Origin of the sequence: Sphingomonas baiyangensis, assembly GCF_005144715.1 — a bacterium.
GTDB lineage: Bacteria > Pseudomonadota > Alphaproteobacteria > Sphingomonadales > Sphingomonadaceae > Sphingomonas > Sphingomonas baiyangensis.
The window spans coordinates 2565842-2588663 of the sequence record NZ_SWKR01000002.1 but is presented as its reverse complement, the minus strand read 5'-3'; the positions used below and the strand labels follow the sequence as shown (position 1 = coordinate 2588663).

Here is a 22822-nt window from a genome sequence, read left to right as displayed (position 1 = left end):
CAGCGAACAAATGTTCGGCGCCGCTCAGGCAGCACGTACCTCCGCGCCCAGCCGATAGCCGAGGCCCGGCACCGTCAGCACGATGCCGCCGCCCGCCACGGGTTCGATCTTGCGGCGGATGCGGCGCACCAGCGCGTCGGCAGTCCGCGGATCGCTGTCGGCGGGCGTGCGCGCCACCGCGTTGCACAGCCGGTCGCGCGTCAGCACCGCGCCGCGTGCCGAGGCGAGCAGCCACAACAAGGTGAATTCGCCGCGCGTGAGCATGATCGGTTGCGCGCCGTGATGCAGCGTGCGCGCCAGCGCGTCGATCACCAGCCCGCCAAAGGCCAGCCGCTGCAGCGCGGCGTGGCGATCGAGCAGCGCGACGGGATCGATAGGCAGCGCGTCGGCTGCGGGTGCGCGACCGTTCGGAACCGCGCGCAACACCGGCCGCGTCAGGTCGAGCACGACGATGTCGGCAGGCGCCTCGGCGATCGCCGCGTCGCACTGCGCGGGCGTCGCCGATCCGCGCACCCAATATCCCGCCTCGGCAAGCGTCGCGACATAGCGCGCGCGCAGCGCGTCGGACGGTTCGATGACCATGATGTGTCGCGCGGTCGCAGCCATATCTTCCCCCCGGAAAACACTCGGCGCGACCCGTGGCGGCCGATTCGCGGCTCGCCGGCGCCGCTTCTGCCACGATGCGCGCGGGGCGACAATCGTTGATCGTTCAATGCGCTTGCGCGCCGCTTGCCCCCCGCCCCGTTTCGGCACGCACGCGCTGCGCGGCATAGCCGCCGCGATCCACCGCCGCGCGTGGCGAGCGATCGAGCCGCGAGACGATCCAGATCGTCGCGAAGGCAATGGGCACCGAGAAGATCGCCGGCGACGAATAGGGAAAGACGGGGTCGGCAAAGCCGAGCACCGCCACCCATACCGCCGGCGACAGAATGGTCAGCACCAGCGCCAGCACCAGCCCCACGCTGCCTCCCGCCACCACGCCGCGCGTCGTCGCACCCGGCCACAGCAGCGCCATCAGCAGCACGGGGAAATTGCCCGATGCCGCGATCGCGAAGGCAAGGCTCACCATGAACGCGACATTCTGCTGCTCGAAGGCGATGCCGAGCAGGATCGCGACCACCGCCAGCACCAGCACCGTGCGGCGCGAGACCTTGAGCTCCTGCGCCGAGGTGGCGGTGCCGCGCTTCACCACTGTCGCGTAGAGATCATGCCCTACTGCCGACGCGCCCGACAGCGTGAGGCCGGCGACCACCGCAAGGATCGTGGCGAAGGCGACGGCCGAGATGAAGCCGAGGAACAGGTCGCCGCCGATCGCCTGCGCCAGATGGATCGCCGCCATGTTGGCGCCGCCGCGCAAGCCCCCGGCGGGATCAAGATAGGCCGGCTCGCTCGCCACCAGCACGATCGCGCCGAAGCCGATGATGAAGGTCAGCAGATAGAAATAGCCGATCCACCCCGTCGCCCACAGCACCGAGCTGCGCGCCGCGCGCGCATCGGGCACGGTGAAGAAACGCATCAGGATATGCGGCAGGCCCGCGGTGCCGAACATCAGCGCCATGCCGAACGAGATCGCCGATATGGGATCGCGGATGAAGCCGCCCGGCGCCATGATCGCGCGTCCCGCCGCCGCTGCCGCCTCGGGCGCGGCGCCCGCCGCGGCGGCGAGGCCCGTCTTCACGTCCACCGCGCGCGCGAACAGCGCCTCGGGCGAGAAGCCGAACGGGGCGAGCACCATCACCGCCATGAAGCTGGCGCTGCCCAGCAGCAGCACCGCCTTGATGATCTGCACCCATGTCGTCGCGGTCATGCCGCCGAACAGCACATAGAGCGTCATCAGCGCGCCGACGATCGTCACCGCAAGCGCATAGTCGATGCCGAACAGCAGCCGGATGAGCTGCCCCGCGCCCACCATCTGCGCGATCAGGTAGAACAGCACCACCACCAGCGTGCTCACGGCGGCGAACACGCGCACCGGCGCCTGCGCGAAGCGGAACGAGGCGACGTCGGCGAAGGTGAAGCGCCCCAGGTTGCGCAGCCGCTCGGCCATCAGGAACAGGATGATCGGCCAGCCGACGAGGAAGCCGATCGAATAGATCAGCCCATCATAACCGTCGCTGAAGATCTGCGCCGAGATGCCGAGGAACGAGGCCGCCGACATATAATCGCCCGCGATCGCGAGGCCGTTCTGGAAGCCGGTGATGCCGCCGCCCGCGGTATAGAAATCGGCCGCCGATCGCGTGCGCCGCGCCGCCCAGCGCGTGATGCCGAGCGTGAACAGCGCGAACGCCGCGAACATCGCGATCGCCGGCCAGTTGGTGGGCGTGGGCGCGTCGACGGAGGCGGCGTGTAGCGGCACGGGCGCGAGCAGCGCTGCGGCGGCGAGCGCGATCCTCACGCGGCGAAATCGCGCGCGAGATCGGCCGCGACAAGATCGAAATCGCGATTGGCGCGGCGCACATAGATGCCCGTCAGCACGATCGCGAGCAGGATCACGCCAAAGCCGATGGCGATCCCCCACGATGTCACGCCCCCCGCCGCGATCGGCCGCGCGAGCAGCGGCTTGGCGAAGGCGACGGCGAGGATGAAGCCGAAATAGCCGACGAGCATCACCGCGCTCAGCCCCCAGGTGAAGCGCGAGCGCCGCCGCACCAGCGCGATGTAGCGCGGATCGCGCGCGATCGCCTCGATATCGGGTTCGGCCGCGCCTTCGCCTTGCATGGCCGCCATCATGCCGATGCCGCGCGGCGCGGCAAGGCGCTATTCACTGCACGCGCGCCATGCGCACGCCGCGCCGCGCGAGCGCGCGCTGTACCGTATCGCGCCCCGTCAGATGGCCGACCCCCACCGCCATGAACACCTGCCCGGGCTGCGCCAGCCGCGCCTTTATCCATGCCGCCCAGCGCGCGTTGCGGCGCGTCAGGATTGTCTCGGTGAACGCCGCCGAGGATTGGCGCTGGTCGTCGTCGACCAGTGCGCCGAGCACCGCCGCGTCGCCCGCCACCCAGGCGGCAAGCACGCGATCGGTCGATTCGGTCGCCGCATCCAGATTGTCGAGCTGGCGCGTCAGCATCGCCATCTGCACTTCCTCGGGCAAATCGTCGAAATAGCCGAGCTGCTCGGCGCGCGGCTCGAGGCCGATGATCGGCTTGCCCGCGCGCCGCGCGGCATCGGTGAGCACTGCCTCCACCCCTTCGCGCGGGTCATAGCCCTGCCGCCGGAGCGGCAGCACCGACAGCGTCGTCGCGGCCAGCCACGGCTTCACCCGGTCGAACGCGCCTTCAGGATAGCCGAGTTCGGCGAGCGCCGTCGCGAGTTTCGCGGCATAGCCCGGCGGCAGCCGCTCGGGCAGCGTCGGGCCCTCGCTGGTCTTGCCGATGGCATCCTGCACGCGCCGCGCCACGGCCGGGTCGGCGGGCGGCGTCTCGAGCACCAGCGTGTCGGCGGCATCGAAGGCGGCGCGCACGCGCGCGTCGAACCAGCCGAGTTCGGGTTTGAGCCAGTGGACGCTGCCGAACAGCCAGATCACCGTGTCGGCATCGCGCACCACCCACAGGGGCGGGGTCGCCGGCTGCGGCTCGCGCGGGGCGACGGGGCTGGCAAGCGCGAGGGCGGCAAGCGCAAGGAGGGCGAGGCGCAGCATCGCCGCCCGCGATAGCGCAAAGCGCCGGCTTGTCGAAAGGCCGCGCCATTGACCCCCCCGCGACGCTGCGCCAAGGGGTGCGGGATTTTCTCCCGCACACGCGAAGGCTGCGACGGTGTCCACTCCCGCTCCGATGAGCTTCCAGCGCATGATCCTGACGCTCCACGATTACTGGAGCGCGCGCGGCTGCCTGATCCTGCAACCCTATGACCTCGAGATGGGCGCCGGCACCTTCCACACCGCCACTACGCTGCGCGCGCTGGGGCCGCAGCCGTGGAACGCCGCCTTCGTCCAGCCCTGCCGCCGCCCCACCGACGGCCGCTATGGCGAGAACCCCAACCGGCTCCAGCATTACTACCAGTATCAGGTGATCCTGAAGCCCTCGCCCGCCGACCTGCAGGAGCAATATCTGGGCAGCCTCGCCGCGATCGGCATCGACATGCTGGCGCACGACATCCGCTTCGTCGAGGATGATTGGGAATCGCCCACATTGGGTGCCTGGGGCCTCGGCTGGGAAGTGTGGTGCGACGGCATGGAAGTCACGCAGTTCACCTATTTCCAGCAGATGGGCGGGTTCGATTGCAAGCCCGTGGCGGGCGAGCTCACCTACGGGCTCGAACGGCTGGCGATGTACATCCAGAATGTCGACAGCGTGTACGATCTCGCCTTCAACGACGAGGGCGTGACGTACGGCGAGGTATTCCTCGAGAACGAACGCCAGATGTCGGCCTGGAATTTCGAGGTCGCCGATACCGATCGACTGTTTGACCAGTTCAGGAAGCACGCCGCCGAGTGCGAGAACAGCTTGGCCGCCGACCTGCCCATCCCCGCCTATGAGCAGGCGGTGAAGGCCAGCCATGTGTTCAACCTGTTGCAGGCACGCGGCGTCATCTCGGTCGCCGAGCGGCAGGCCTATATGGGCCGCGTGCGCGATCTGGCGAAGGGCGCGTGCGCCAAGCAGATCGAGCGGATGACGCCCGAATGGCAGGCGCGTTTCCCGGAGTGGTCGCTGTGACCGATTTCCTGCTCGAGCTGCGATCGGAGGAAATCCCCGCGCGCATGCAGGACCGCGCGCGCGCCGATCTCGAAAAGCTGTTCGTCGCCGAGCTGGCGAAGGCCGGCATCGCCGCCGCCGGGATCGTCACCTACGCCACCCCGCGCCGGCTGGCGCTGATCGCACGCGGCCTGCCACAGGCGACCGAGGCGGTGCGCGAGGAAATGAAGGGCCCGCGCACCTCGGCACCCGAGGCGGCGCTCGAAGGCTTCCTGCGCAAGACCGGCCTTGCCCGCGACGCCTTGACCGAGCGCGACGGCATCTGGTTCGCCGTCACCGAAAAGCCCGGCCGCGCGACGGGTGACGTGCTCGCCGCCGCGATCCCCGCGATCGTCCGCGCCTTCCCCTGGCCCAAGTCGATGCGCTGGGGCGATGCCTCGCGCTCGACCGAGAGCATGCGCTGGGTGCGCCCGCTCCAGGGCATCGTCGCGATCTTCGGCGAGAAACTGGTGCCCTGCGAGATCGCCGGCATCGAAAGCGGCTACGCCACGCTCGGCCACCGCTTCCACGCGCCCGGCCCGATCACGCTGGGCGGCGCGCACGACTATGTCGAAAAGCTGCGCGCATGCCACGTCATCGTCGATCAGGACGAACGCCGCGCCTTGATCCGCGAGCGCGCCACGGCGCTCGCCGCCGATGCCGGCCTGACACTGGTCGAGGACGAGGGACTCGTCGCCGAGAATGCCGGCCTCACCGAATGGCCGGTGCCGCTCCTCGGCCGCTTCGACCCCGGCTTCCTCAGCGTGCCCCCCGAGGTGATCCAGCTCACCGCACGCGTGAACCAGAAATATTTCGTCCTCGAAACATCTCCCCGGAACGGGGAGGGGGACCGTCCGGCGCAGCCGGATGGTGGAGGGGTAGCGCGCGCGCGGCAGTTGACCAACGCCTTCATCTGCGTCGCCAATATCGATGCGAAGGACGGCGGCGCGAAGATCGTCGCCGGCAACCAGAAGGTACTGGCCGCCCGCCTCAGCGACGCGCGCTTCTTCTACGATACCGACCTCAAGCTGCCGCTCGACGAGCAGGCGAAGAAGCTCGAAAAGATCGTCTTCCACGAAAAGCTCGGCACCGTCGCCGACAAGGTCGAGCGCGTGGCCAAACTCGCGCGCTGGCTGGTGGAGGAGGGGATCGTTCCTGCTGCCCCCCTCCCTGGAAGGGAGGGGCCGGGGGTGGGTGATGGCGCTCAAGACCGTGCCTCGAAGGTCCAACCCACCCCCAACCCCTCCCTTCCAGGGAGGGGAGATTTGGCCGACATGGCCGAACGCGCCGCGCGGCTCGCCAAGGCCGATCTCGTCACTGGCATGGTGGGCGAGTTCCCCGAATTGCAGGGCCTGATGGGCGGCTATTACGCCCGCGCCCAGGGCGAGCCCACAGAGGTGTGGGAAGCGGTGCGCGATCACTACAAGCCGGTTGGGCAGGACGATGAAGTACCGACGGCGCCGGTAACGGTGGCGGTATCGCTGGCGGACAAGCTGGATACAATTGTTCAGTTTTATATCGAGAATATGCCGCCGACGGGTTCGAAAGACCCGTTCGCGCTTCGCCGTGCCGCCTTGGCCGTAATCGCGATTGTCGTGCGCAAATCGCTACGCTTTCGTTTGGAGCGGGCGTTGCTTGCGGCCTGCGAGGACGATCTCGCAAAGTTCGAGAAGATTTTCTTCGGCGAGACTGAGCAAAATCTGGCACGGTTCTTCGCCGACCGCCTCAAAGTCCAGCAGCGCGAAGCCGGCGTCCGCCATGACCTGATCGACGCCGTGTTCGCGCTCGGTGGCGAGGACGATCTCGTCCGCCTGCTCGCGCGCGTCCATGCGCTTCAGGCGTTCGTCACCACGCCCGAGGGCGCCAACCTGCTCGCGGGCTACAAGCGCGCCGCCAACATCCTCAAGAAGGAAGGCGTCGGCGAAACCCCACCTCGTCACCCCGGCCTCGTGCCGGGGTCCACCGCGCCACAAGCAGCGTCGGCCGGCGAGCGAGCGGAACCCCCCGCCACGCTGGACGCAGCCGCCGCCGCGTCCGAGCCGTTCGGCACCGAATCCCCGCGCACGCCCGCCGAACAGCGCATCCATGCGATCGATCGCGACGGCGCCGGCATCCCCCAGACCGGCGAGGAAGACCCGCTGGTCGAGGTCGATACCGATCGCGGCTTCGCGCCCGTCGTCGCCGCCTTCGCGGCTTCCGAGCACGCGCCCGGTAGCCCCGGCGGCGCCTCGGCGCAGAATTCGCTGTCCTACACGCCCGAAAAGGCCGAAACCGATCTTGTCGCCGCGCTCGACGCTGCCGAACCCGCTGCCGCGCAAGCGGTGGCGGATGAGGATTTCGAAGCGGCGATGGCGGCGCTCGCGGGCTTGCGCGCGCCGATCGATGCGTTCTTTGAAAGCGTGACCGTCAACGATGCCGATCCGGCGAAGCGCCAGGCGCGCCTCGCGCTGCTCGCCCGCGTGCGCGCCGCCGTGCACAGCGTGGCCGATTTCTCGCGGATTGAAGGGTGATCGCCGTCGTTCACCCGCCGCGCCCGCGCATAGCGCGTGAACTTGTGTGAACTTCCAGCCGATCGAGGGACCAGCATGACCGATCAGCAATATGTGTTCCGCTTCGGCGGCGGCGTGTCCGATGGCGGCAAGGGCGACAAGAATCTGCTGGGCGGCAAAGGCGCCAACCTCGCCGAAATGGCGTCGATCGGCCTGCCGGTGCCGCCGGGCTTCACCATCAGCACCGCAATGTGCACGCGCTATTATGACGAGGGCCAGTCCTTCCCGGCGAGCGTGCGCACCGAAGTGGCCGAGGGGCTGGCGCATATCGAGCGCGTGACCGGCAAGGCGTTCGGCGATCCGACCAACCCGCTGCTCGTCTCGGTCCGCTCGGGCGCGCGCGTCTCGATGCCGGGCATGATGGACACCGTGCTCAACCTCGGCCTCAACGACGAGACGGTCGAAGGGCTGGCGCGCGTGTCGGACGATCCGCGCTTCGCCTGGGACAGCTATCGCCGCTTCATCCAGATGTACGCCGATGTCGTGCTCGAGCTCGAACACGGCCGCTTCGAGGAAGCGCTCGAGATCGCCAAGGAGGATAATGGCTATTTCCTCGACACCGATCTGACTGCCGACGACCTCAAGGGCCTCGTCGCGCAGTACAAGGCGCTCGTCGCCGAATTGTGGGGCAAGCCCTTCCCGCAGGACGTCCACGACCAGCTCTGGGGCGCCGTCGGCGCGGTGTTCGGATCGTGGCAGTCCGATCGCGCCAAGGTGTATCGCCGCCTCAACGACATTCCCGGCGACTGGGGCACCGCAGTCAACGTGCAGGCGATGGTGTTCGGCAACATGGGCGATACCAGCGCCACCGGCGTCGCCTTCACCCGCGATCCCTCCACCGGCGAGCCCGGCTATTATGGCGAGTTCCTCATCAACGCGCAGGGCGAGGACGTGGTGGCGGGCATCCGCACACCGCAATATCTGACGCGCGCCGCGCGTGAGGCCGCCGGCGCCAAGCCCGCCTCGATGGAAGAGGCGATGCCCGAAGTCTATGGCGAGCTGGCGCGCACCTTCGACCTGCTCGAACGCCATTATCGCGACATGCAGGACATCGAGTTCACGGTCGAGAAGGCCAAGCTCTGGATGCTCCAGACGCGCAGCGGCAAGCGCACCGCCAAGGCCGCGCTCAAGATCGCCGTCGACATGGCGCAGGAAGGGCTGATTACCGAGGAACAGGCCGTCGCCCGCGTCGATGCGGCGGCGCTCGACCAGCTGCTCCACCCCACGCTCGATCCGCAGGCACCGCGCGACGTGCTCACCAAGGGCCTGCCCGCCTCGCCCGGCGCGGCATCGGGCAAGGTGGTGTTCGATGCCGACGCCGCCGAGCGCGCCGCCGCCAATGGCGAGGACGTGATCCTGGTGCGTGTCGAGACGTCGCCCGAGGACATCCACGGCATGCACGCCGCCCGCGGCATCCTCACCGCACGCGGCGGCATGACCAGCCACGCCGCCGTCGTCGCCCGCGGCATGGGCCGCCCCTGCGTATCGGGTGCCGGCACGCTCTCGATCAAGGCCGCCGACAAGGTGATGCGCGTCGGAGAGCGCGAGGTCCGCGAAGGCGAGATCGTGACGATCGACGGATCGACCGGAGAAGTCATGGTCGGCGCCGTCGCCACCATCCAGCCCGAGCTGGCGGGCGATTTCGGCACGTTGATGGTCTGGGCCGACCGGGTGCGCCGCCTGCGCGTCCGGGCGAATGCCGAAACCCCCGCCGATTGCCGCACCGCGCGCGAGTTTGGCGCCGAGGGTATCGGCCTGTGCCGCACCGAGCACATGTTCTTCGATGGCAGCCGCATCACCGCGGTGCGCCAGATGATCCTGGCGTCGGACGAAGCCGGGCGCCGCGCCGCGCTCGACAAGCTGCTGCCCGAGCAGCGCAGCGACTTCGCCGAGATCTTCGAGGTGATGGCGGGCCTGCCCTGCACCATCCGCCTGCTCGACCCGCCGCTGCACGAATTCCTGCCGCACGAGGATGCCGAGTTTGCCGAGGTCGCCAAGGCCACCGGCATCGATATCGAGAAGCTGCGCCGCCGCGCCGCCGAGCTGCACGAGTTCAACCCGATGCTCGGCCATCGCGGCTGCCGGTTGGGCGTGACCTATCCCGAAATCTACGAGATGCAGGCCCGCGCCATCTTCGAGGCCGCGGTCGAGGTGGCGGAGAAGACGGGCGAGGCGCCGATCCCCGAAGTGATGATCCCGCTCGTTGCGACGGCGAAGGAGCTCAAGCTGATGAAGGCGGTGGTCGACAAGGCCGCCGAAGCCGTGTTCGCTGAAAAGGGCCGGCGCATCGACTATCTGGTCGGCACGATGATCGAGCTGCCGCGCGCCGCGCTGCGCGCCGGCGAGATCGCCGAGGCGGGCGCGTTCTTCAGCTTCGGCACCAACGACCTGACGCAGACGACGCTGGGCGTCAGCCGCGATGATGCCGCGCGCTTCCTGACCCAGTATGTCGAAAAGGGCATCTATGCCCGCGATCCCTTCGTCAGCATCGATGTCGAAGGTGTGGGCGAGCTGGTGCGCATCGCCGCCGAACGCGGCCGCGCCACGCGCCCCGACATCAAGCTCGGCATCTGCGGCGAGCATGGCGGCGACCCCGCATCGATCGCCTTCTGCGAGGAAGTGGGCCTCGATTACGTCTCGGCCAGCCCCTATCGCGTGCCGATCGCGCGGCTGGCGGCGGCACAGGCGGCGCTGAAGGCATGAGCGGCGACAGGTTGACGCGCGGCGGCATGGACCGGATCGCCGGGCTGCATCCCTATTGGACCTTCGCGGCGGTGGCGCTGTTCGACCTGCTGCTGCTGGGGGCGATCATCACGACGCTGCTCGCCGGCGCCGACTGGACCGAGGACTGGATCTGGCCCGGCGGGCCGGAAATCCTGCCGTTCTGACGCTCGCCACGCCGGCGCGGCGGGTAGGCGCGCTGCTCGTCGCCATGATGGCGCTGGTACTCGCCTCGTACGTCGCGATTCCGATGCAGCCGGTGCCGATCACGCTGCAAACGCTCGTCGTCCCGCTCATCGGCGCGCTGCTCGGCGCCCGCCTCGGCACCGCGGCGGTGCTCGCGTGGCTGGCGGCGGGCGCACTCGGCGCGCCGGTGCTGGCCGAGGGCGCATCGGGCATTGCACGCTTCACCGGGCCGGGCGGCGGCTACCTTGCTGCGTTTCCGATGGCGGCATGGCTGGTCGGCCGGCTCGCTGCACGCGGATGGGCGGCGCGCCCCGGCCGCGCCCTCGGGCTGATGCTGGCAGCCAACGCGCTGTGCCTGGCGCTCGGCGGCCTGTGGCTCGCCGCCGCTATCAGCGCCAAAGCGGCGATCGCAAGCGGCGTGCTGCCCTTCCTGCCCGGCGCGCTCGCCAAATCGGCGGCGGGCGCGGGCATCCTGTTGCTGCTTAGTCGGCGAACAGCAGCACCGGCGTTTCGACCAGCTTCTTGAGTGCGGCGACGAAGCTGGCTGCATCCCAGCCATCGACGACGCGGTGGTCGCAGCTGATCGAGAAATTCATCAGCTTGGCGCGGACGATGTCGTCGCCCGAAAATACCGGCCGCTCGACGATCTTGTTCGGACCCAGGATCGCTACCTCGGGCCGGTTAATGACCGGCGTGGTCGCGATGCCGCCGAGCGGACCCAGCGAGGTGACGGTGATCGTCGATCCCGAAAGCTCGTCGGACTTCGCCTTGCCGGTGCGTGCCGCCTCGGCCAGCCGCGTGATCTCGCTGGCGAGCTGCCAGATGTTGCGGTCCTGCGCGTCGCGGATGACGGGCACCATCAGCCCGGCATCAGTCTGCGTTGCCATGCCCAGATGCACCGCGCCACTGCGCGTCACCACGCCGGCCTCGTCGTCATAGCGGGCGTTGAGCATCGGGAAATCGGGCAGCGTCCGGCAGATCGCGACGATCAGGAACGGCAGCATCGTCAGCTTGGGACGCTGACCGCGATTGGCATTGAGGTCGCCGCGCATCGCCTCGAGCGCGGTCACGTCGATTTCGTCGACATAGGTGAAATGCGGGATGTTGCGCTTGGAGGCCGCCATGTTCTCGGCGATGCGGCGGCGCATGCCGATGACCTTCACCGTCTCGTCGGCCCGCGCCCGGCGGGCGTGCGGCGCATGATAGCCCTCGCTCGCGCCATAGCGCAGATACGCATCGAGATCGGCATGACGGACATGCGCGCCATCGGCCTTCACTTGCGCCAGATCGACGCCCAGCGCCTTGGCCCGCGCGCGCACTGCCGGCGATGCGGTGACACGAACGGCAGGTTCGTCAACTGGCGGCGACGATGCCTCGGGCGCAGGCGCGGCAGACTTTGCCGGCGCCGTAGGAGCGGCAACGGGTGGCTCGGTTACCTCATCCACGCCCGGCGTCTCGGCCTCGATCTGCTCCTCGACCTCGGGTTCGGCATCGGCGGTGTCCGCCGCATCATCACCCTCGACCTCGATGACCGCCAGCGTCGATCCGATCGGCACCTGATCGCCGACTTCGCCCGCCAGCTCGACCACCACGCCCGATACCGGCGACTCCATCTCGACGGTCGCCTTGTCGGTCATCATGTCGGCGAGCTGCTGGTCCTCCTCGACACGGTCGCCCACCTTGACGTGCCACGCGACGATCTCGGCTTCGGAGATGCCTTCGCCGATATCGGGCAGGCGGAACTTGAACAGAGCCATGTGCCGGTCAGTCCTTCATGATCTTCTTGAGCGCCATGCCGATGCGCACCGGGCCGGGGAAATACGCCCATTCGAGGCTGTGCGGATAGGGCGTGTCGAAGCCCGTCACGCGCTCGATCGGCGCTTCGAGATGGTGGAAGCAGCGTTCCTGCACCAGTGCCGACAATTCGGCGCCGAAGCCCGCGGTGCGCGTCGCTTCGTGGACGATCATGCAGCGGCCGGTCTTCTTCACCGATGCCTCGATCGTCTCGATGTCGAGCGGCACCAGCGTGCGCAGGTCGATCACCTCGGCATCGACGCCCGCCGCCTCGACCACCGCCAGCGCGACATGCACCATCGTGCCATAGGCAAGAATGGTGACGTCGCCGCCTTCGCGCACGATCGAAGCCTTGCCGAGCGGGATGCGGTAATAGCCTTCGGGCACCTGTGCGGCCTTGTGGCCCGCCCAGCTCTTGGCGGGCCCATCCCACTGGCCGTCGAAAGGGCCATTGTAGATGCGCTTGGGCTCGAAGAACAACACGGGGTCGTTGTCCTCGATCGCGGCGATCAGCAGGCCCTTGGCGTCATAGGGCGTCGCGGGGATCACCGTCTTGATGCCCGAGACATGCGTGAAGATACCCTCGGGCGACTGCGAATGCGTCTGCCCGCCGAAGATGCCGCCGCCGAAGGGCGAACGCACGGTGATCGGCGCGGTGAACTCGCCCGCCGAGCGATAGCGCAGCCGCGCAGCTTCGGACACGAGCTGGTCGAGCGCGGGATAGATGTAATCGGCGAACTGGATTTCGGGCACCGGGCGCAGGCCATAGGCACCCATGCCCACCGCCACGCCGATGATGCCGCATTCGGTGATCGGCGTATCGAACACGCGCGTCTTGCCGAACTTCTTCTGCAGGCCCGCGGTGGCGCGGAACACGCCGCCGAAATAGCCGACATCCTCGCCCATCACGACGACGTCGGCGTCGCGCGCCATCATCACGTCCATCGCCGAATTGATCGCCTGGATCATGTTCATCTGGACGCTTGCGCCGGCCTCGTCGGCGATGGCGGGCGCCTCGATCATTTCGCTCATCGCCCGCCCTCCTTGCGCGCCCAGGGGCGGCCGCTCTCGGCTTCCTCGGCAAGCATCTGCGCCTGCTGCTCGCGCAAATGCCATGGCATTTCCTCGAACACGCCCTCGAACAGTGTGTCGAGCGGCTGGTGCAGGCCATGGCCGAGGATGCCGTTGGCCTCGGCTTCCTTCTGCGCCTTCTTCACCATCTCGGCGATTTCCAGATCCTGCGCCTTGTGGCGCTCGTCATCCCATTCGCCGATCGCGATCAGGTGATCGCGCAGCCGCCGGACGGGATCGCCGAGCGGCCATTCGCTCGCCTCGTCGGCCGAGCGATATTGCGAGGGATCGTCCGACGTCGAATGGCCCTCGGCGCGATAGGTGAAATGCTCGATCAGCGTCGGCCCCTGGTTGGTGCGCGCGCGCTCGGCGGCCCATTCGGTGGCGGCATAGACGGCGAGCGCATCGTTGCCGTCGATGCGCAGCCCGGCGATGCCATAGCCTACCGCGCGCGCCGCGAAGGTCGTCGCCTCGGCCCCCGCAAAGCCCGAAAAGCTCGAGATCGCCCACTGGTTGTTGACGACGTTGAGGATGACGGGCGCACGATAGACGCTGGCGAAGGTGCAGGCCGAATGGAAATCGCCCTCGGCGGTCGATCCCTCGCCGCACCAGACTGCCGCGATGCGGCTGTCGCCCTTGGCCGCCGACGCCATCGCCCAGCCCACCGCCTGCGGATATTGCGTGGCGAGGTTGCCCGAGATCGAGAAGAACGCGCCTTCCTTGGTCGAATACATGATCGGCAGCTGCTTGCCCTGCAGGCGGTCGCCGCGATTCGAATAGATCTGGTTCATCATGTCGACCAGCGACCAGTCGCGCGCGATGAGGATGCCCTGCTGGCGATAGCTGGGAAAGGTCATGTCGTCGCGCTGCAACGCCATGGTCGCCGCGACGGCCACCGCCTCCTCGCCGGTCGCCTTCATGTAGAAGCTGGTCTTGCCTTGGCGCTGGGCGCGGAACATGCGTTCGTCGAATGCGCGCAGCGTGACCATGTAGCGCAGCATCTGGCGCAACCGATCGGGCGACAGGCGCGGCGCCCAGGGACCGACCGCGCGGCCCGCATCGTCGAGCACGCGAACCATGCCATAGGCAAGCTCGTGGAAACTTGCGGCTGCGTCGCCGTGTTCGGGCCGGCGGGCGGCGCCGGCGGGCGGCACCTCCACATCGCTGAAGTCGGCCTTGTCGCCCGGCCGGAACTTGGGCTCGGGCACGTGCAGCGTCAATTTGGGCCGGTTGGCGTGCGTGTCGCCGGTCAATGCACTCTCCAGATCGCCGCGCTCGGTATCGGGGACAACGCCCGGAGTCGCGTTGGGAGTCTGTTATAAAGTTTCAAATGTAATTACCAGACCCCCGCCAAAGCCGGGCATTGACTCTGCACTCGCATGGAACAGAATAGGAACATTCTGGTTCGATCGAGTCGTAATGTCCGCCCAACGCCTGTCTGCCCTGCGCGAAACGCTGAGCGCCATAGAGGGAAGCGGTTTCCGCCGCCGCCCCGCGCTGCCGTTCGGGCTGGGCGCGGTCGATGCGCGGCTGGCGGCTGGCGGCCTCCGGCTCGATGCGTTGCACGAAGTGGCCGGCGAAAGCGCCGACCTCAGCGACGATGCCGCCGCCACGCTGTTCCTCGCCGGTATCGCCGCACGCGCCTGGGGGCCGGTGCTGTGGGTGGTGCGGCGGCGCGACCTGTTCGCGCCGGGACTGATGCAGGCGGGGCTCTCGCCCGAGCGTGTCATCCATGCCGAGGCCGCCGACGATGCCGAGGTGCTGGCACTGATGGAGGAGGGATTGCGCCACCGTGGGCTGGGCGCGGTGATCGGCGAGGCCAAGCGCGTCGCGATGCCCGCCACGCGCCGCCTGCAACTGGCCGCCGAAGGTGGGCGCACGATCGCGCTGATGCTCAAGCGCCATGGCCGCGTGGATGGCGATCCGCTTGCCGTCCCTTCGGCGGCGATCACGCGCTGGCGCATCGGCTGCGCACCTTCGACGCCGCTGCCGCGCGGTGTGGCGGGCGTCGGCCGGCCACGCTGGCGCGTGGCGCTTGCCCGGCAGCGCGGCGGCGAGACGGGCGAATGGATCATGGAGGCTTGCGATGAAACGGGTCGCTGCGCTCTGCCTGCCGCAATGGCCGATCGAACGGCTGGCGCGCATGGCAACGCCACTCCCCGCGCCGCCTGAAGCCGCGCTCCCCATCGACGCCTCGGGCCTCGCCGCTGCCGTCGCTGCCGAGCGCGTGGGCGAATGCTCGGTGCCCAACACGCCCGGCTGGCGTCCCGGCGCGCGCTGGGCGCGTGCCGACACCGCCGAGGCGATCGCCCGCATGCCCGCGCACCAGCGCCCGCCGATGCGCGAGCTCGGCCGCCGCGCCGAAGCCGCCGACCATCCCTTCCGCGCGCTGCGCCCTGACGAGGCACGCGGCGCCGTGCCGTTCAGCCTGAAGGCTGCCAGCGGCCCTGCCCAAACTTCCCCGGTACGGGGAGGGGGACCGCCGCCGAAGGCGGAGGTGGATGGGTGCGGCCCCGCATCGAAAAGCAGAGATCTCTCGCATGTCGCGGAAACTCTTACCCCACTCCGCGTCACCACCGCACGGCGCGGCGCGCGCGTCGAGATCATCGCCGCATGTCCGCAGGCACGCGCGCAGGGCATCCGCCCCGGCATGGCGCTCACCGCCGCGCGCGCCAGCGTGCCGGGGATCGAAGCACATGCCGCCGATCCCGAAGGTGACGCGCACGCGCTGCATCGCCTCGCGATCGCGCTGGCGCGGCGCTTCAGTCCTACCGTCGCGGTCGAGGGCGACGACACGCTGCTGATCGATCTCACCGGCGTCGCTCATCTGTTCGGCGGCGAGGCGGCGATGGCGGCGCGGCTCGTGCGGCTGATGGCGCGGCTTGGGCATCGGGCACGCATCGCCATCGCCGACACGCCGGGCGCCGCCTGGGCACTGGCGCATTTCGGCGCGCCGCCCGCCGGCGATGCAGCGGCGTTCGATCCGCCGCCGCCGCGTCATGCCGGGCTGCGCCCCACCGGCCGAATCCGCCATCCGCGCCACGAAGGCCCCTATCGTCGCACGCGCCCCACCACGTCGTCGCTTGCCGAGGCACAGGGCAGCGTCATCGTGCCGCCGCGCGCGCAGGCCGATGCGCTCGCCCCGCTGCCGCTCGCCGCGCTGCGTGCCGATGCCGCCGATCTCGAATTGCTGCGGCGGCTGGGCGTCGAGCATGTCGGCCAGCTTGCCGCAATGCCGCGCGCGCCGATCGCGCGGCGCTTCGCCCGCGTGCTGCACCGGCTCGACCAGGCGCTGGGCCACCTGCCCGAACCGCTCGATCCGGTGATCCCGCGTGAGGCGATCCTCTGCCGGCAGGGCTTTCTCGAACCCATCGGCACTGCCGAGGCGATCGCGCACTGGCTGGGCGTGCTGGTGCCGCAGCTCTGCGCCGCGCTCGCCACCCAGGGCATGGGTGCGCGCGCGGTCGAACTGGTGGCCGAGCGTGTCGATCATGTGCCGCAGCGGCTGCGCATCGGTCTGGCGCGCGCCAGCCGCGATCCCGCGCATCTGTTGCGACTGATCGCACGGCGGATCGACGAGATTGAACCCGGCTACGGCATCGACGCGATGGCGCTGCACGTCCGCCGTGCCGAGCCGCTCGGGCCGCAGGAACTGGTCGAACGGCTCGATGCCGAAACCGCGCCCGATCTGGCGCCCCTGGTCGATGCCATCGCCAATCGCATCGGCATGGCGCGACTGTGGCGTAACCGCGCGGTCGAAAGCGACGTACCCGAACGCTCGGTCGCCCCGGCCCCGCCACTCGACACGGCCGCGCCCCCCGCTGCCCGCCTGCATGCCGACGATGTTCGCCGGCTCGATCGCAGCGCGCCGCCCGGCGCATGGCACCCACGCTGGCATCGCCCGCCGCGCCTGCTCAGGCGGCCCGAGCGGCTCGACGACGTGATGGCGCTGCTGCCCGATCATGCGCCGATGCGCTTCACATGGCGCGGCAAAAGCTATCGCGTGGCGCGCGCCGACGGGCCCGAGCGCATCCATGGCGAATGGTGGCGCCGCGGCGCCGAGCGCGATGCCGTGCGCGACTATTTTCGCGTCGAGGACGATGCCGGCCGCCGCTTCTGGCTATACCGCCGAGGCGACGGTGAACGCACCGCAACAGGCGACCTGAGCTGGTGGCTCCATGGCCTGTTCGGGTGAAGCCGCGATGCGCTACGCCGAACTGAGTGTCACGACGCATTTCTCGTTCCTGCGCGGCGCCTCATCGCCTGAGGAGCTGTTCTCGACCGCCGCGCTGATGGGCCACGACGTGCTCGGCGTCACTGATCGCAATTCGGTAGGCGGGATCGTGCGCGCTTTGGTCGCGTCCGAGCAGGTCTCTCGACAGGCCGCGCCGATCCGGCTGATCCCGGGCTGCCGGCTCGATCTGGTCGATGGCGTGTCGCTGCTTGTCTGGCCCGAGGATCGCGGCGGCTGGAGCAATCTCACGCGCCTGCTGACCGCGGGCAAGCTGCGCGCTGATCGCCGGCGGGGCGAGAAGGGGCAATGCTTCCTGCACTGGGAGGATGTCGCGGCCCATGCCGATGGGCTGGTCGCGGCACTCGTCCCCGGCCTCGCCGATGAAGGCGATCCCCACGCGCTCGGCGCGATGGCCGATATCTTCGGTGCCGGACGCGGCCATGTCGCGCTGGCGCTGCAACGCCGGCCCGACGATGCGCTGCGGCTGCACCGGCTGACCGGCGCCGCGCGTGCACACGGCCTCGCCCCGCTCGCCACCGGCGACATCCTCTATCATCATCCCGACCGGCGGCTTTTGCAGGACGTGCTCACCGCGATCCGCCACAAATGCACGATCGACGATCTGGGCAGCCGGCGCGAGCGCATCGCCGGCCGTCACCTCATGCCGCCCGACGAGATGGCGCGGCGCTTTCGCGACCATCCCGATGCCATCGCCGCCACGCGCACGATCGCAGAGCGCTGCACTTTCACGCCGCGCGAGCTTTCGTACCAATATCCCGACGAGGTCGTGATGTCGGGCCGCACGCCGCAACAGGCATTGGAAGCGATGTCACGCGCCGCGCTTGACCGGCGCTTCGATGGCGCGGTTCCAGCTGCCTATCGCGACCTGCTCGAATACGAGCTGCGCGCGATCGAGGCGATGGGCTACGCGCCCTATTTCCTGACGGTCAATTCGATCGTCCAGTTCGCGCGCAGCCAGGAGATATTGTGCCAGGGTCGCGGGTCGGCGGCCAATTCGATGGTCTGCTTCGTGCTCGGCATCACCTCGATCGATCCGATCCAGCACCGGCTGCTGTTCGAGCGCTTCATCTCGCCCAGCCGCAACGAGCCGCCCGATATCGATGTCGATTTCGAGCATGAGCGGCGCGAGGAAGTGATCCAGTGGATCTACCAGACCTATGGCCACGATCATGCTGCACTCACCGCCGTGGTCAGCCGCTTCCGCGCACGCGGCGCGGTGCGCGAGGTGGGCAAGGCGCTGGGCCTGCCCGAAGACATGACCGGCGCGCTCGCCGGGCAGGTCTGGGGCTGGTCAGAGCAGGGCGTTTCCGCCGAGCATGTCGAACAGCTCAACCTCGACGCCGGCGACCCGCGCATCGCGCTCACGCTCGAACTCGCGCGCGAGCTGATCGGCACGCCGCGCCATCTGTCGCAGCATCCCGGCGGCTTCGTGCTCTCGCGCGACCGGCTGGCCGATCTCGTCCCCGTCGAGCCCGCTGCGATGCAAGACCGTTGGGTGATCGAATGGGAAAAGGACGATATCGAGGAACTGGGCTTCATGAAGGTCGACGTGCTCGGCCTCGGGATGCTGGGCTGCATGCGCCGCGCCTTCGAGCTGCTCGATGCGCACAAGGGCGTGCGCATCGACATGGCAAGCCCCGAGATGCAGACCGACGATCCCGAGACCTTCGCGATGATCCAGCGCGCCGATACGCTGGGTGTGTTCCAGATCGAGAGCCGCGCGCAGATGGCGATGCTGCCGCGCATGAAGCCCGTCCGGTTCTACGATCTGGTGATCGAAGTGGCGATCGTGCGGCCGGGGCCGATCCAGGGCGACATGGTGCACCCCTATCTCAAGCGCCGCGAAGGGCGCGAGCGCGTCGAATATCCCAACGAGGCACTGCGCCATGTGCTCGAACAGACGCTGGGCGTGCCGCTGTTCCAGGAACAGGCGATGAAGGTGGCGATCGTCGGTGCCGGCTTCACCCCCGCCGAGGCCGACGAGCTGCGCCGTGCGATGGCGACGTTCAAGTTCACCGGCGGCGTCAGCCGCTTTCGCGACAAGCTGGTGGCGGGGATGCAGGCCAACGGCATCGCCACCGACTTCGCCGGCCGGCTGGTTAGGCAGATCGAAGGGTTCGGCAGCTACGGCTTTCCCGAAAGCCACGCCGCGAGCTTCGCCAAGATCGCCTATGCCTCGTGCTGGATGAAGTGCCACCATCCCGACATCTTCTGCGCGGCACTGCTCAATGCGCAGCCGATGGGCTTCTATGCGCCCGCACAGATCGTGCGCGACGCGCGCGAGCATGGCGTCGAGGTGCGGCCGGTATGCATCAACGCCAGCCGCTGGGATACGCTGGTCGAGCAGGAGACGGGGCAGCGCTACCTGCCGCTGCGGCTGGGCCTGCGCGTCGTCGCGGGACTGTCGAACGTCCATGCCGCCGCGATCGTCGCGGCGCGCGGCGCGGCGCCGTTCACCTCGATCGAGGATGTGTGGCGCCGCTCGGGCGTGCCGCTGGCGGCGCTCGAGAAGATCGCGCGCGCCGATGGCTTCCATGCGCTGGGGCTCGACCGGCGGCAGGCGCTCTGGGCGATCAAGGGGCTGGGTGCCGCGCCGCTGCCGCTGTTCGCCGCCGCCGATGCGCGCGCCGGCGGCCTTACCCCCGAACTCGCCGAGCCTGCGGTAGCGCTCGATCCGCTGACCGCCGGGCGCGAAGTGGTCGAGGATTACCGCGCCACCCAGCTATCGCTGCGCGCGCATCCACTCAGCTTCCTGCGCGATGCCTTCACGCGCCGCCGCATCACACGCTGCGCCGATCTCGCGCGACTGAAGGACGGGGCACGGGTCGAGGTGGCAGGCATCATCCTCGTGCGCCAGAAGCCCGGCAGCGCCAAGGGCGTGCTGTTCATCACGATCGAGGACGAAACCGGCGTCGCCAACGCGATCCTGTGGCCCGACCGGTTCGAGGCGCAGCGCCGCACCGTGATGTCGGCGGCGATGATTGGCGTAGTGGGGCGCGTGCAGCGCGAGGGCCAGGTGATCCACGTCATCACCGACCGGATCGAGGACTATACCCCCATGCTCCACGCGATCGGCGACATCGACATGCCGCGCCTGTCGCGCCCCGGCGGCGGCGGATCGCCCGATCGCGGCGATCCCGAATGGAAGCCGCGCGTGCGCTCGCACTACCACCCCGCCTTTCGCGACGGCTGCGATCCCGAAGACGCCATCCGCCAGAAATCACGCGACTTCCATTGAGGCTGCGTTTCGCAAACGCTTCCCGTCACCCCGGACTTGTTCCGGGGTCCACCGCGCCCGAAGCGCTATGGCAGCGTCATAGCGCCGCTTGCACCCTCGCGCGCGACCCAAATCCACCACGCCCGCTGCACCGTGGACCCCGGAACAAGTCCGGGGTGACGGCTAGGGAGCGCCAGCCGCTCGCCTACACGATCTCGAACAGCCCCGCCGCGCCCATGCCGCCCGCCGTGCACATCGACACCACTACCCAGCGCACGCCGCGCCGCTTGCCCTCGATCAGCGCATGACCCACCAGCCGGCTGCCGCTCATGCCGAAGGGATGGCCGACCGCGATCGCGCCGCCATCGACATTGTAGCGCTCGGGATCGATGCCCAAATGGTCGCGGCAATAGAGGCACTGGCTGGCGAACGCCTCGTTGAGCTCCCACAGCCCGATATCGTCGATCGAGAGACCGGCCTTCGCCAGCAGCTTGGGGATCGCGAAGACGGGGCCGATGCCCATCTCCTCGGGCGCACACCCGGCCACCTGGAAGCTGCGATAGATGCCGAGCACCGGCAGCCCCTCGGCCTCGGCAGTGGCGCGGTCCATCACCAGCTGCGCGGCGGCGCCGTCCGACAGCTGGCTGGCATTGCCCGCGGTGACATACTTGCCCTCCTTCACCACCTGCCCGTCCTTCCAGACGGGCTTGAGCCCGCCCAGCACTTCGGCGGTGGTGCCGGCGCGGATGCCCTCGTCGCTCGTCACCGTCACCACGCGCGTTCCCGCCGGCGTCCCGTCCTTCTCGAACAGCGCCTGCTCGACGGTGATCGGCGCTATCTCGGCATCGAAGCGGCCGGCGTCGCGTGCGGCGGTGGCCCGCTGCTGGCTCTGCGCGGCGAACGCATCCTGCGCCTCGCGGCTGATGCCATAGCGTTCGGCGACGATCTCGGCGGTCTCGATCATCGCCATATAGGCATGCGGCACTTCGGCGATCACCGACTGGTTCACGTATCGCGGCGCGTCCTTCATCGTCAGGCTGATCGATTCCATGCCGCCCGCCAATGCCATGTCGATATCGCCGGCGATGATCGATCGCGCCGCCAGCGCTACCGCGTTGAGGCCCGAGCCGCATTTGCGATCGAGGCTGAACGCCGGCACCGTCTGCGGCAGGCCCGCGGCGAACAGGCTCATGCGCGCAAGATTGGCCCCCTGCGTCCCCCACTGGTTGCCTGCGCCGAAGAACACGTCATCGATCCGCGCGGGGTCGATACCCGCACGTTCGATCGCCGAGCGCAGCACATGCCCGCCCAGCACCGGCGCTTCGGTGGCATTGAACCAGCCGCGCCCGGCCTTGCCGATGCCGGTACGCGCGGTGGAAACGATAGCGGCTTCGCGCATGGACTTCCTTTCAATCGGTGAAGCGGGGATCGCGCTTTTCCATATTGGCGCGCACCGCCTCGATCTGGTTGGGCGTGCGCAGCAATAGCGCCTGCGCATCGCTTTCGGCCTGAAGGATCGTTGCGCTGTCGGCATCGGCCGCGCGATTGGCGAGCGCCTTGGCCGCGCGGACCGCATGCGGATTGCGCGCCGCGATGGCACGCGCCAGCGCCATCGCCTCGGCATGGGGGTCGGCGGCGATGCGCGTGACGAAGCCCAGCGCCACGCCTTCCTCGGCGGTGAATTCGCGCGCGGTATAGGCCAGCTCGCGCAGCGCATCGTCGCGCACGCAGCCGCGCCACAGCGCATAGCCCGCCATGTCGGGGACGATGCCCCATTTCATCTCCATCACCGCGAGGCGCGTGGCCGGCGCGGCGATGCGGATGTCGGCGCCGGCGGCGATCTGCAACCCGCCGCCAAAGGCGATGCCATGCACCGCCGCGATCACCGGCACCGGCAGCGTGCGCCATCCCCAGGCGATATGCTGGTACAGATTGGCGTCGCCATGCGTGCGCTCGGCAAGCGGCGCACCGATGCCGCCGCTCGCCATCGCCGCCATGTCGAGCCCCGCGCAGAACGCCCGCCCCTCGCCCGAAAGCACCACCGCGCGCAGGCCGGACGTCGCACCCAGCGTCTCGACCGCGTCGGTGATGGCGGCGAACATCGCGGGATCGAGCGCGTTCATCTTGTCGGGCCGCGCCAGCCGTATATCGGCAACGCCGCCGTCGATCGTGGTGGTTATGCGCGCATCGCTCATGAGGCACCTGTAGGAGATCGGGTATGGCATCTATGGCTCGCTACGGGTTGGAATGCGAACTCTTTTCGCCATATGGGTATGGCTACTTAAGCCCCGCCGATCGGGAAGGCCCGCCTGCCTGATTGCCACGGCGCCGCACCGCCCCTAAGGCGCGGGCGTGG

General features: G+C 69.1%; 17 protein-coding genes. 8 read left to right on the top strand and 9 right to left on the bottom strand.

Going from position 1 to position 22822, the window contains the following annotated elements:
* Nucleotides 1-24 precede the first annotated feature (24 nt).
* From FBR43_RS15830 to FBR43_RS15815, 4 genes are all read right to left on the bottom strand, one after another.
* Nucleotides 25-606: a winged helix-turn-helix transcriptional regulator gene (locus FBR43_RS15830; protein ID WP_136943973.1), complete on the bottom strand. Its 582-nt coding sequence runs from the start codon at nt 604-606 to the stop codon at nt 25-27.
* A 103-nt stretch (nt 607-709) separates the two neighbouring features.
* Entirely contained in the window at nt 710-2395 is a 1686-nt protein-coding gene (locus tag FBR43_RS15825) for a cation acetate symporter (protein ID WP_136943972.1), read from the bottom strand.
* Nucleotides 2392-2730, bottom strand: coding sequence for a DUF485 domain-containing protein (locus FBR43_RS15820; RefSeq protein ID WP_249276638.1), 339 nt, complete (start codon nt 2728-2730; stop codon nt 2392-2394). Before FBR43_RS15820 ends, FBR43_RS15825 begins: the two co-directional genes overlap by 4 nt.
* A 31-nt stretch (nt 2731-2761) precedes the next feature.
* Nucleotides 2762-3640, bottom strand: a complete 879-nt coding sequence (locus FBR43_RS15815; RefSeq protein ID WP_169542646.1) for a TraB/GumN family protein — start codon at nt 3638-3640, stop codon at nt 2762-2764.
* Between the two features lie 148 nt (nt 3641-3788).
* Here FBR43_RS15815 and FBR43_RS15810 point away from each other — a divergent pair, with 148 nt between their 5' ends.
* The 5 genes from FBR43_RS15810 to FBR43_RS15790 all read left to right on the top strand — a co-directional run bounded on the left by FBR43_RS15810 (nt 3789) and on the right by FBR43_RS15790 (nt 10655).
* Nucleotides 3789-4655 (top strand): glycine--tRNA ligase subunit alpha, encoded by an 867-nt coding sequence (locus tag FBR43_RS15810; RefSeq protein ID WP_136944296.1) that lies wholly within the window; start codon nt 3789-3791, stop codon nt 4653-4655.
* Complete coding sequence (gene glyS, locus FBR43_RS15805; protein WP_169542645.1) at nt 4652-7183, top strand: glycine--tRNA ligase subunit beta; 2532 nt, start codon at nt 4652-4654, stop codon at nt 7181-7183. Before FBR43_RS15810 ends, glyS begins: the two co-directional genes overlap by 4 nt.
* Nucleotides 7184-7258: 75 nt before the next feature.
* Nucleotides 7259-9925 carry a pyruvate, phosphate dikinase gene (ppdK, locus tag FBR43_RS15800; RefSeq protein WP_136943969.1) on the top strand — a complete coding sequence of 889 codons (2667 nt, stop codon included), beginning with the start codon at nt 7259-7261 and terminating at the stop codon, nt 9923-9925.
* A complete protein-coding gene (locus FBR43_RS15795) occupies nt 9922-10110 on the top strand; it encodes a hypothetical protein (RefSeq protein WP_136943968.1) in 189 nt (62 codons plus the stop codon). The genes ppdK and FBR43_RS15795 overlap by 4 nt, the downstream gene beginning before the upstream one ends.
* Nucleotides 10111-10154: 44 nt before the next feature.
* The gene (locus FBR43_RS15790) at nt 10155-10655 is read left to right on the top strand and encodes a biotin transporter BioY (RefSeq protein WP_136943967.1); all 501 of its coding nucleotides are present in this window, start codon (nt 10155-10157) and stop codon (nt 10653-10655) included.
* On the opposite strand, the gene FBR43_RS15785 is transcribed toward FBR43_RS15790, so the two are convergent.
* The 3 genes from FBR43_RS15785 to FBR43_RS15775 are packed head-to-tail and all read right to left on the bottom strand — an operon-like array spanning nt 10612 to nt 14247.
* The gene (locus FBR43_RS15785; RefSeq protein ID WP_136943966.1) at nt 10612-11886 is read right to left on the bottom strand and encodes a dihydrolipoamide acetyltransferase family protein; all 1275 of its coding nucleotides are present in this window, start codon (nt 11884-11886) and stop codon (nt 10612-10614) included. The two genes, FBR43_RS15790 and FBR43_RS15785, sit on opposite strands and share 44 nt — an antisense overlap.
* A gap of 7 nt (nt 11887-11893) precedes the next feature.
* Nucleotides 11894-12898, bottom strand: coding sequence for an alpha-ketoacid dehydrogenase subunit beta (locus FBR43_RS15780; RefSeq protein ID WP_136944295.1), 1005 nt, complete (start codon nt 12896-12898; stop codon nt 11894-11896).
* A gap of 53 nt (nt 12899-12951) precedes the next feature.
* Nucleotides 12952-14247 (bottom strand): 3-methyl-2-oxobutanoate dehydrogenase (2-methylpropanoyl-transferring) subunit alpha, encoded by a 1296-nt coding sequence (locus tag FBR43_RS15775; protein WP_136943965.1) that lies wholly within the window; start codon nt 14245-14247, stop codon nt 12952-12954.
* A 166-nt stretch (nt 14248-14413) separates the two neighbouring features.
* On the opposite strand from FBR43_RS15775, the gene FBR43_RS15770 reads away from it, so the two are divergent.
* Genes FBR43_RS15770 through FBR43_RS15760 form a run of 3 tightly spaced genes read left to right on the top strand, consistent with a single transcriptional unit; the run spans nt 14414 to nt 20487 of the window.
* Nucleotides 14414-15166, top strand: a complete 753-nt coding sequence (locus FBR43_RS15770; protein WP_136943964.1) for an ImuA family protein — start codon at nt 14414-14416, stop codon at nt 15164-15166.
* Nucleotides 15081-17189 (top strand): DNA polymerase Y family protein, encoded by a 2109-nt coding sequence (locus FBR43_RS15765; RefSeq protein WP_249276637.1) that lies wholly within the window; start codon nt 15081-15083, stop codon nt 17187-17189. Before FBR43_RS15770 ends, FBR43_RS15765 begins: the two co-directional genes overlap by 86 nt.
* Nucleotides 17173-20487 carry an error-prone DNA polymerase gene (locus FBR43_RS15760; protein ID WP_249276636.1) on the top strand — a complete coding sequence of 1105 codons (3315 nt, stop codon included), beginning with the start codon at nt 17173-17175 and terminating at the stop codon, nt 20485-20487. The genes FBR43_RS15765 and FBR43_RS15760 overlap by 17 nt, the downstream gene beginning before the upstream one ends.
* 184 nt (nt 20488-20671) lie before the next feature.
* On the opposite strand, the gene FBR43_RS15755 is transcribed toward FBR43_RS15760, so the two are convergent.
* Nucleotides 20672-21865, bottom strand: coding sequence for an acetyl-CoA C-acyltransferase (locus FBR43_RS15755; protein ID WP_136943963.1), 1194 nt, complete (start codon nt 21863-21865; stop codon nt 20672-20674).
* Between the two features lie 10 nt (nt 21866-21875).
* Nucleotides 21876-22661, bottom strand: coding sequence for a crotonase/enoyl-CoA hydratase family protein (locus FBR43_RS15750; protein ID WP_136943962.1), 786 nt, complete (start codon nt 22659-22661; stop codon nt 21876-21878).
* Nucleotides 22662-22822: the final 161 nt, after the last annotated feature.

What these genes read in the sequence shown, in the direction of transcription:
- FBR43_RS15830 (WP_136943973.1), bottom strand. Translation starts at nt 606, where the DNA reads ATGGCTGCGACCGCGCGACACATCATGGTCATCGAACCGTCCGACGCG.
- FBR43_RS15820 (WP_249276638.1), bottom strand. Translation starts at nt 2,730, where the DNA reads ATGATGGCGGCCATGCAAGGCGAAGGCGCGGCCGAACCCGATATCGAG.
- FBR43_RS15815 (WP_169542646.1), bottom strand. Translation starts at nt 3,640, where the DNA reads ATGCTGCGCCTCGCCCTCCTTGCGCTTGCCGCCCTCGCGCTTGCCAGC.
- FBR43_RS15810 (WP_136944296.1), top strand. Translation starts at nt 3,789, where the DNA reads ATGATCCTGACGCTCCACGATTACTGGAGCGCGCGCGGCTGCCTGATC.
- ppdK (WP_136943969.1), top strand. Translation starts at nt 7,259, where the DNA reads ATGACCGATCAGCAATATGTGTTCCGCTTCGGCGGCGGCGTGTCCGAT.
- FBR43_RS15795 (WP_136943968.1), top strand. Translation starts at nt 9,922, where the DNA reads ATGAGCGGCGACAGGTTGACGCGCGGCGGCATGGACCGGATCGCCGGG.
- FBR43_RS15790 (WP_136943967.1), top strand. Translation starts at nt 10,155, where the DNA reads ATGATGGCGCTGGTACTCGCCTCGTACGTCGCGATTCCGATGCAGCCG.
- FBR43_RS15785 (WP_136943966.1), bottom strand. Translation starts at nt 11,886, where the DNA reads ATGGCTCTGTTCAAGTTCCGCCTGCCCGATATCGGCGAAGGCATCTCC.
- FBR43_RS15780 (WP_136944295.1), bottom strand. Translation starts at nt 12,898, where the DNA reads ATGAACATGATCCAGGCGATCAATTCGGCGATGGACGTGATGATGGCG.
- FBR43_RS15770 (WP_136943964.1), top strand. Translation starts at nt 14,414, where the DNA reads ATGTCCGCCCAACGCCTGTCTGCCCTGCGCGAAACGCTGAGCGCCATA.
- FBR43_RS15765 (WP_249276637.1), top strand. Translation starts at nt 15,081, where the DNA reads ATGAAACGGGTCGCTGCGCTCTGCCTGCCGCAATGGCCGATCGAACGG.
- FBR43_RS15760 (WP_249276636.1), top strand. Translation starts at nt 17,173, where the DNA reads ATGGCCTGTTCGGGTGAAGCCGCGATGCGCTACGCCGAACTGAGTGTC.
- FBR43_RS15755 (WP_136943963.1), bottom strand. Translation starts at nt 21,865, where the DNA reads ATGCGCGAAGCCGCTATCGTTTCCACCGCGCGTACCGGCATCGGCAAG.
- FBR43_RS15750 (WP_136943962.1), bottom strand. Translation starts at nt 22,661, where the DNA reads ATGAGCGATGCGCGCATAACCACCACGATCGACGGCGGCGTTGCCGAT.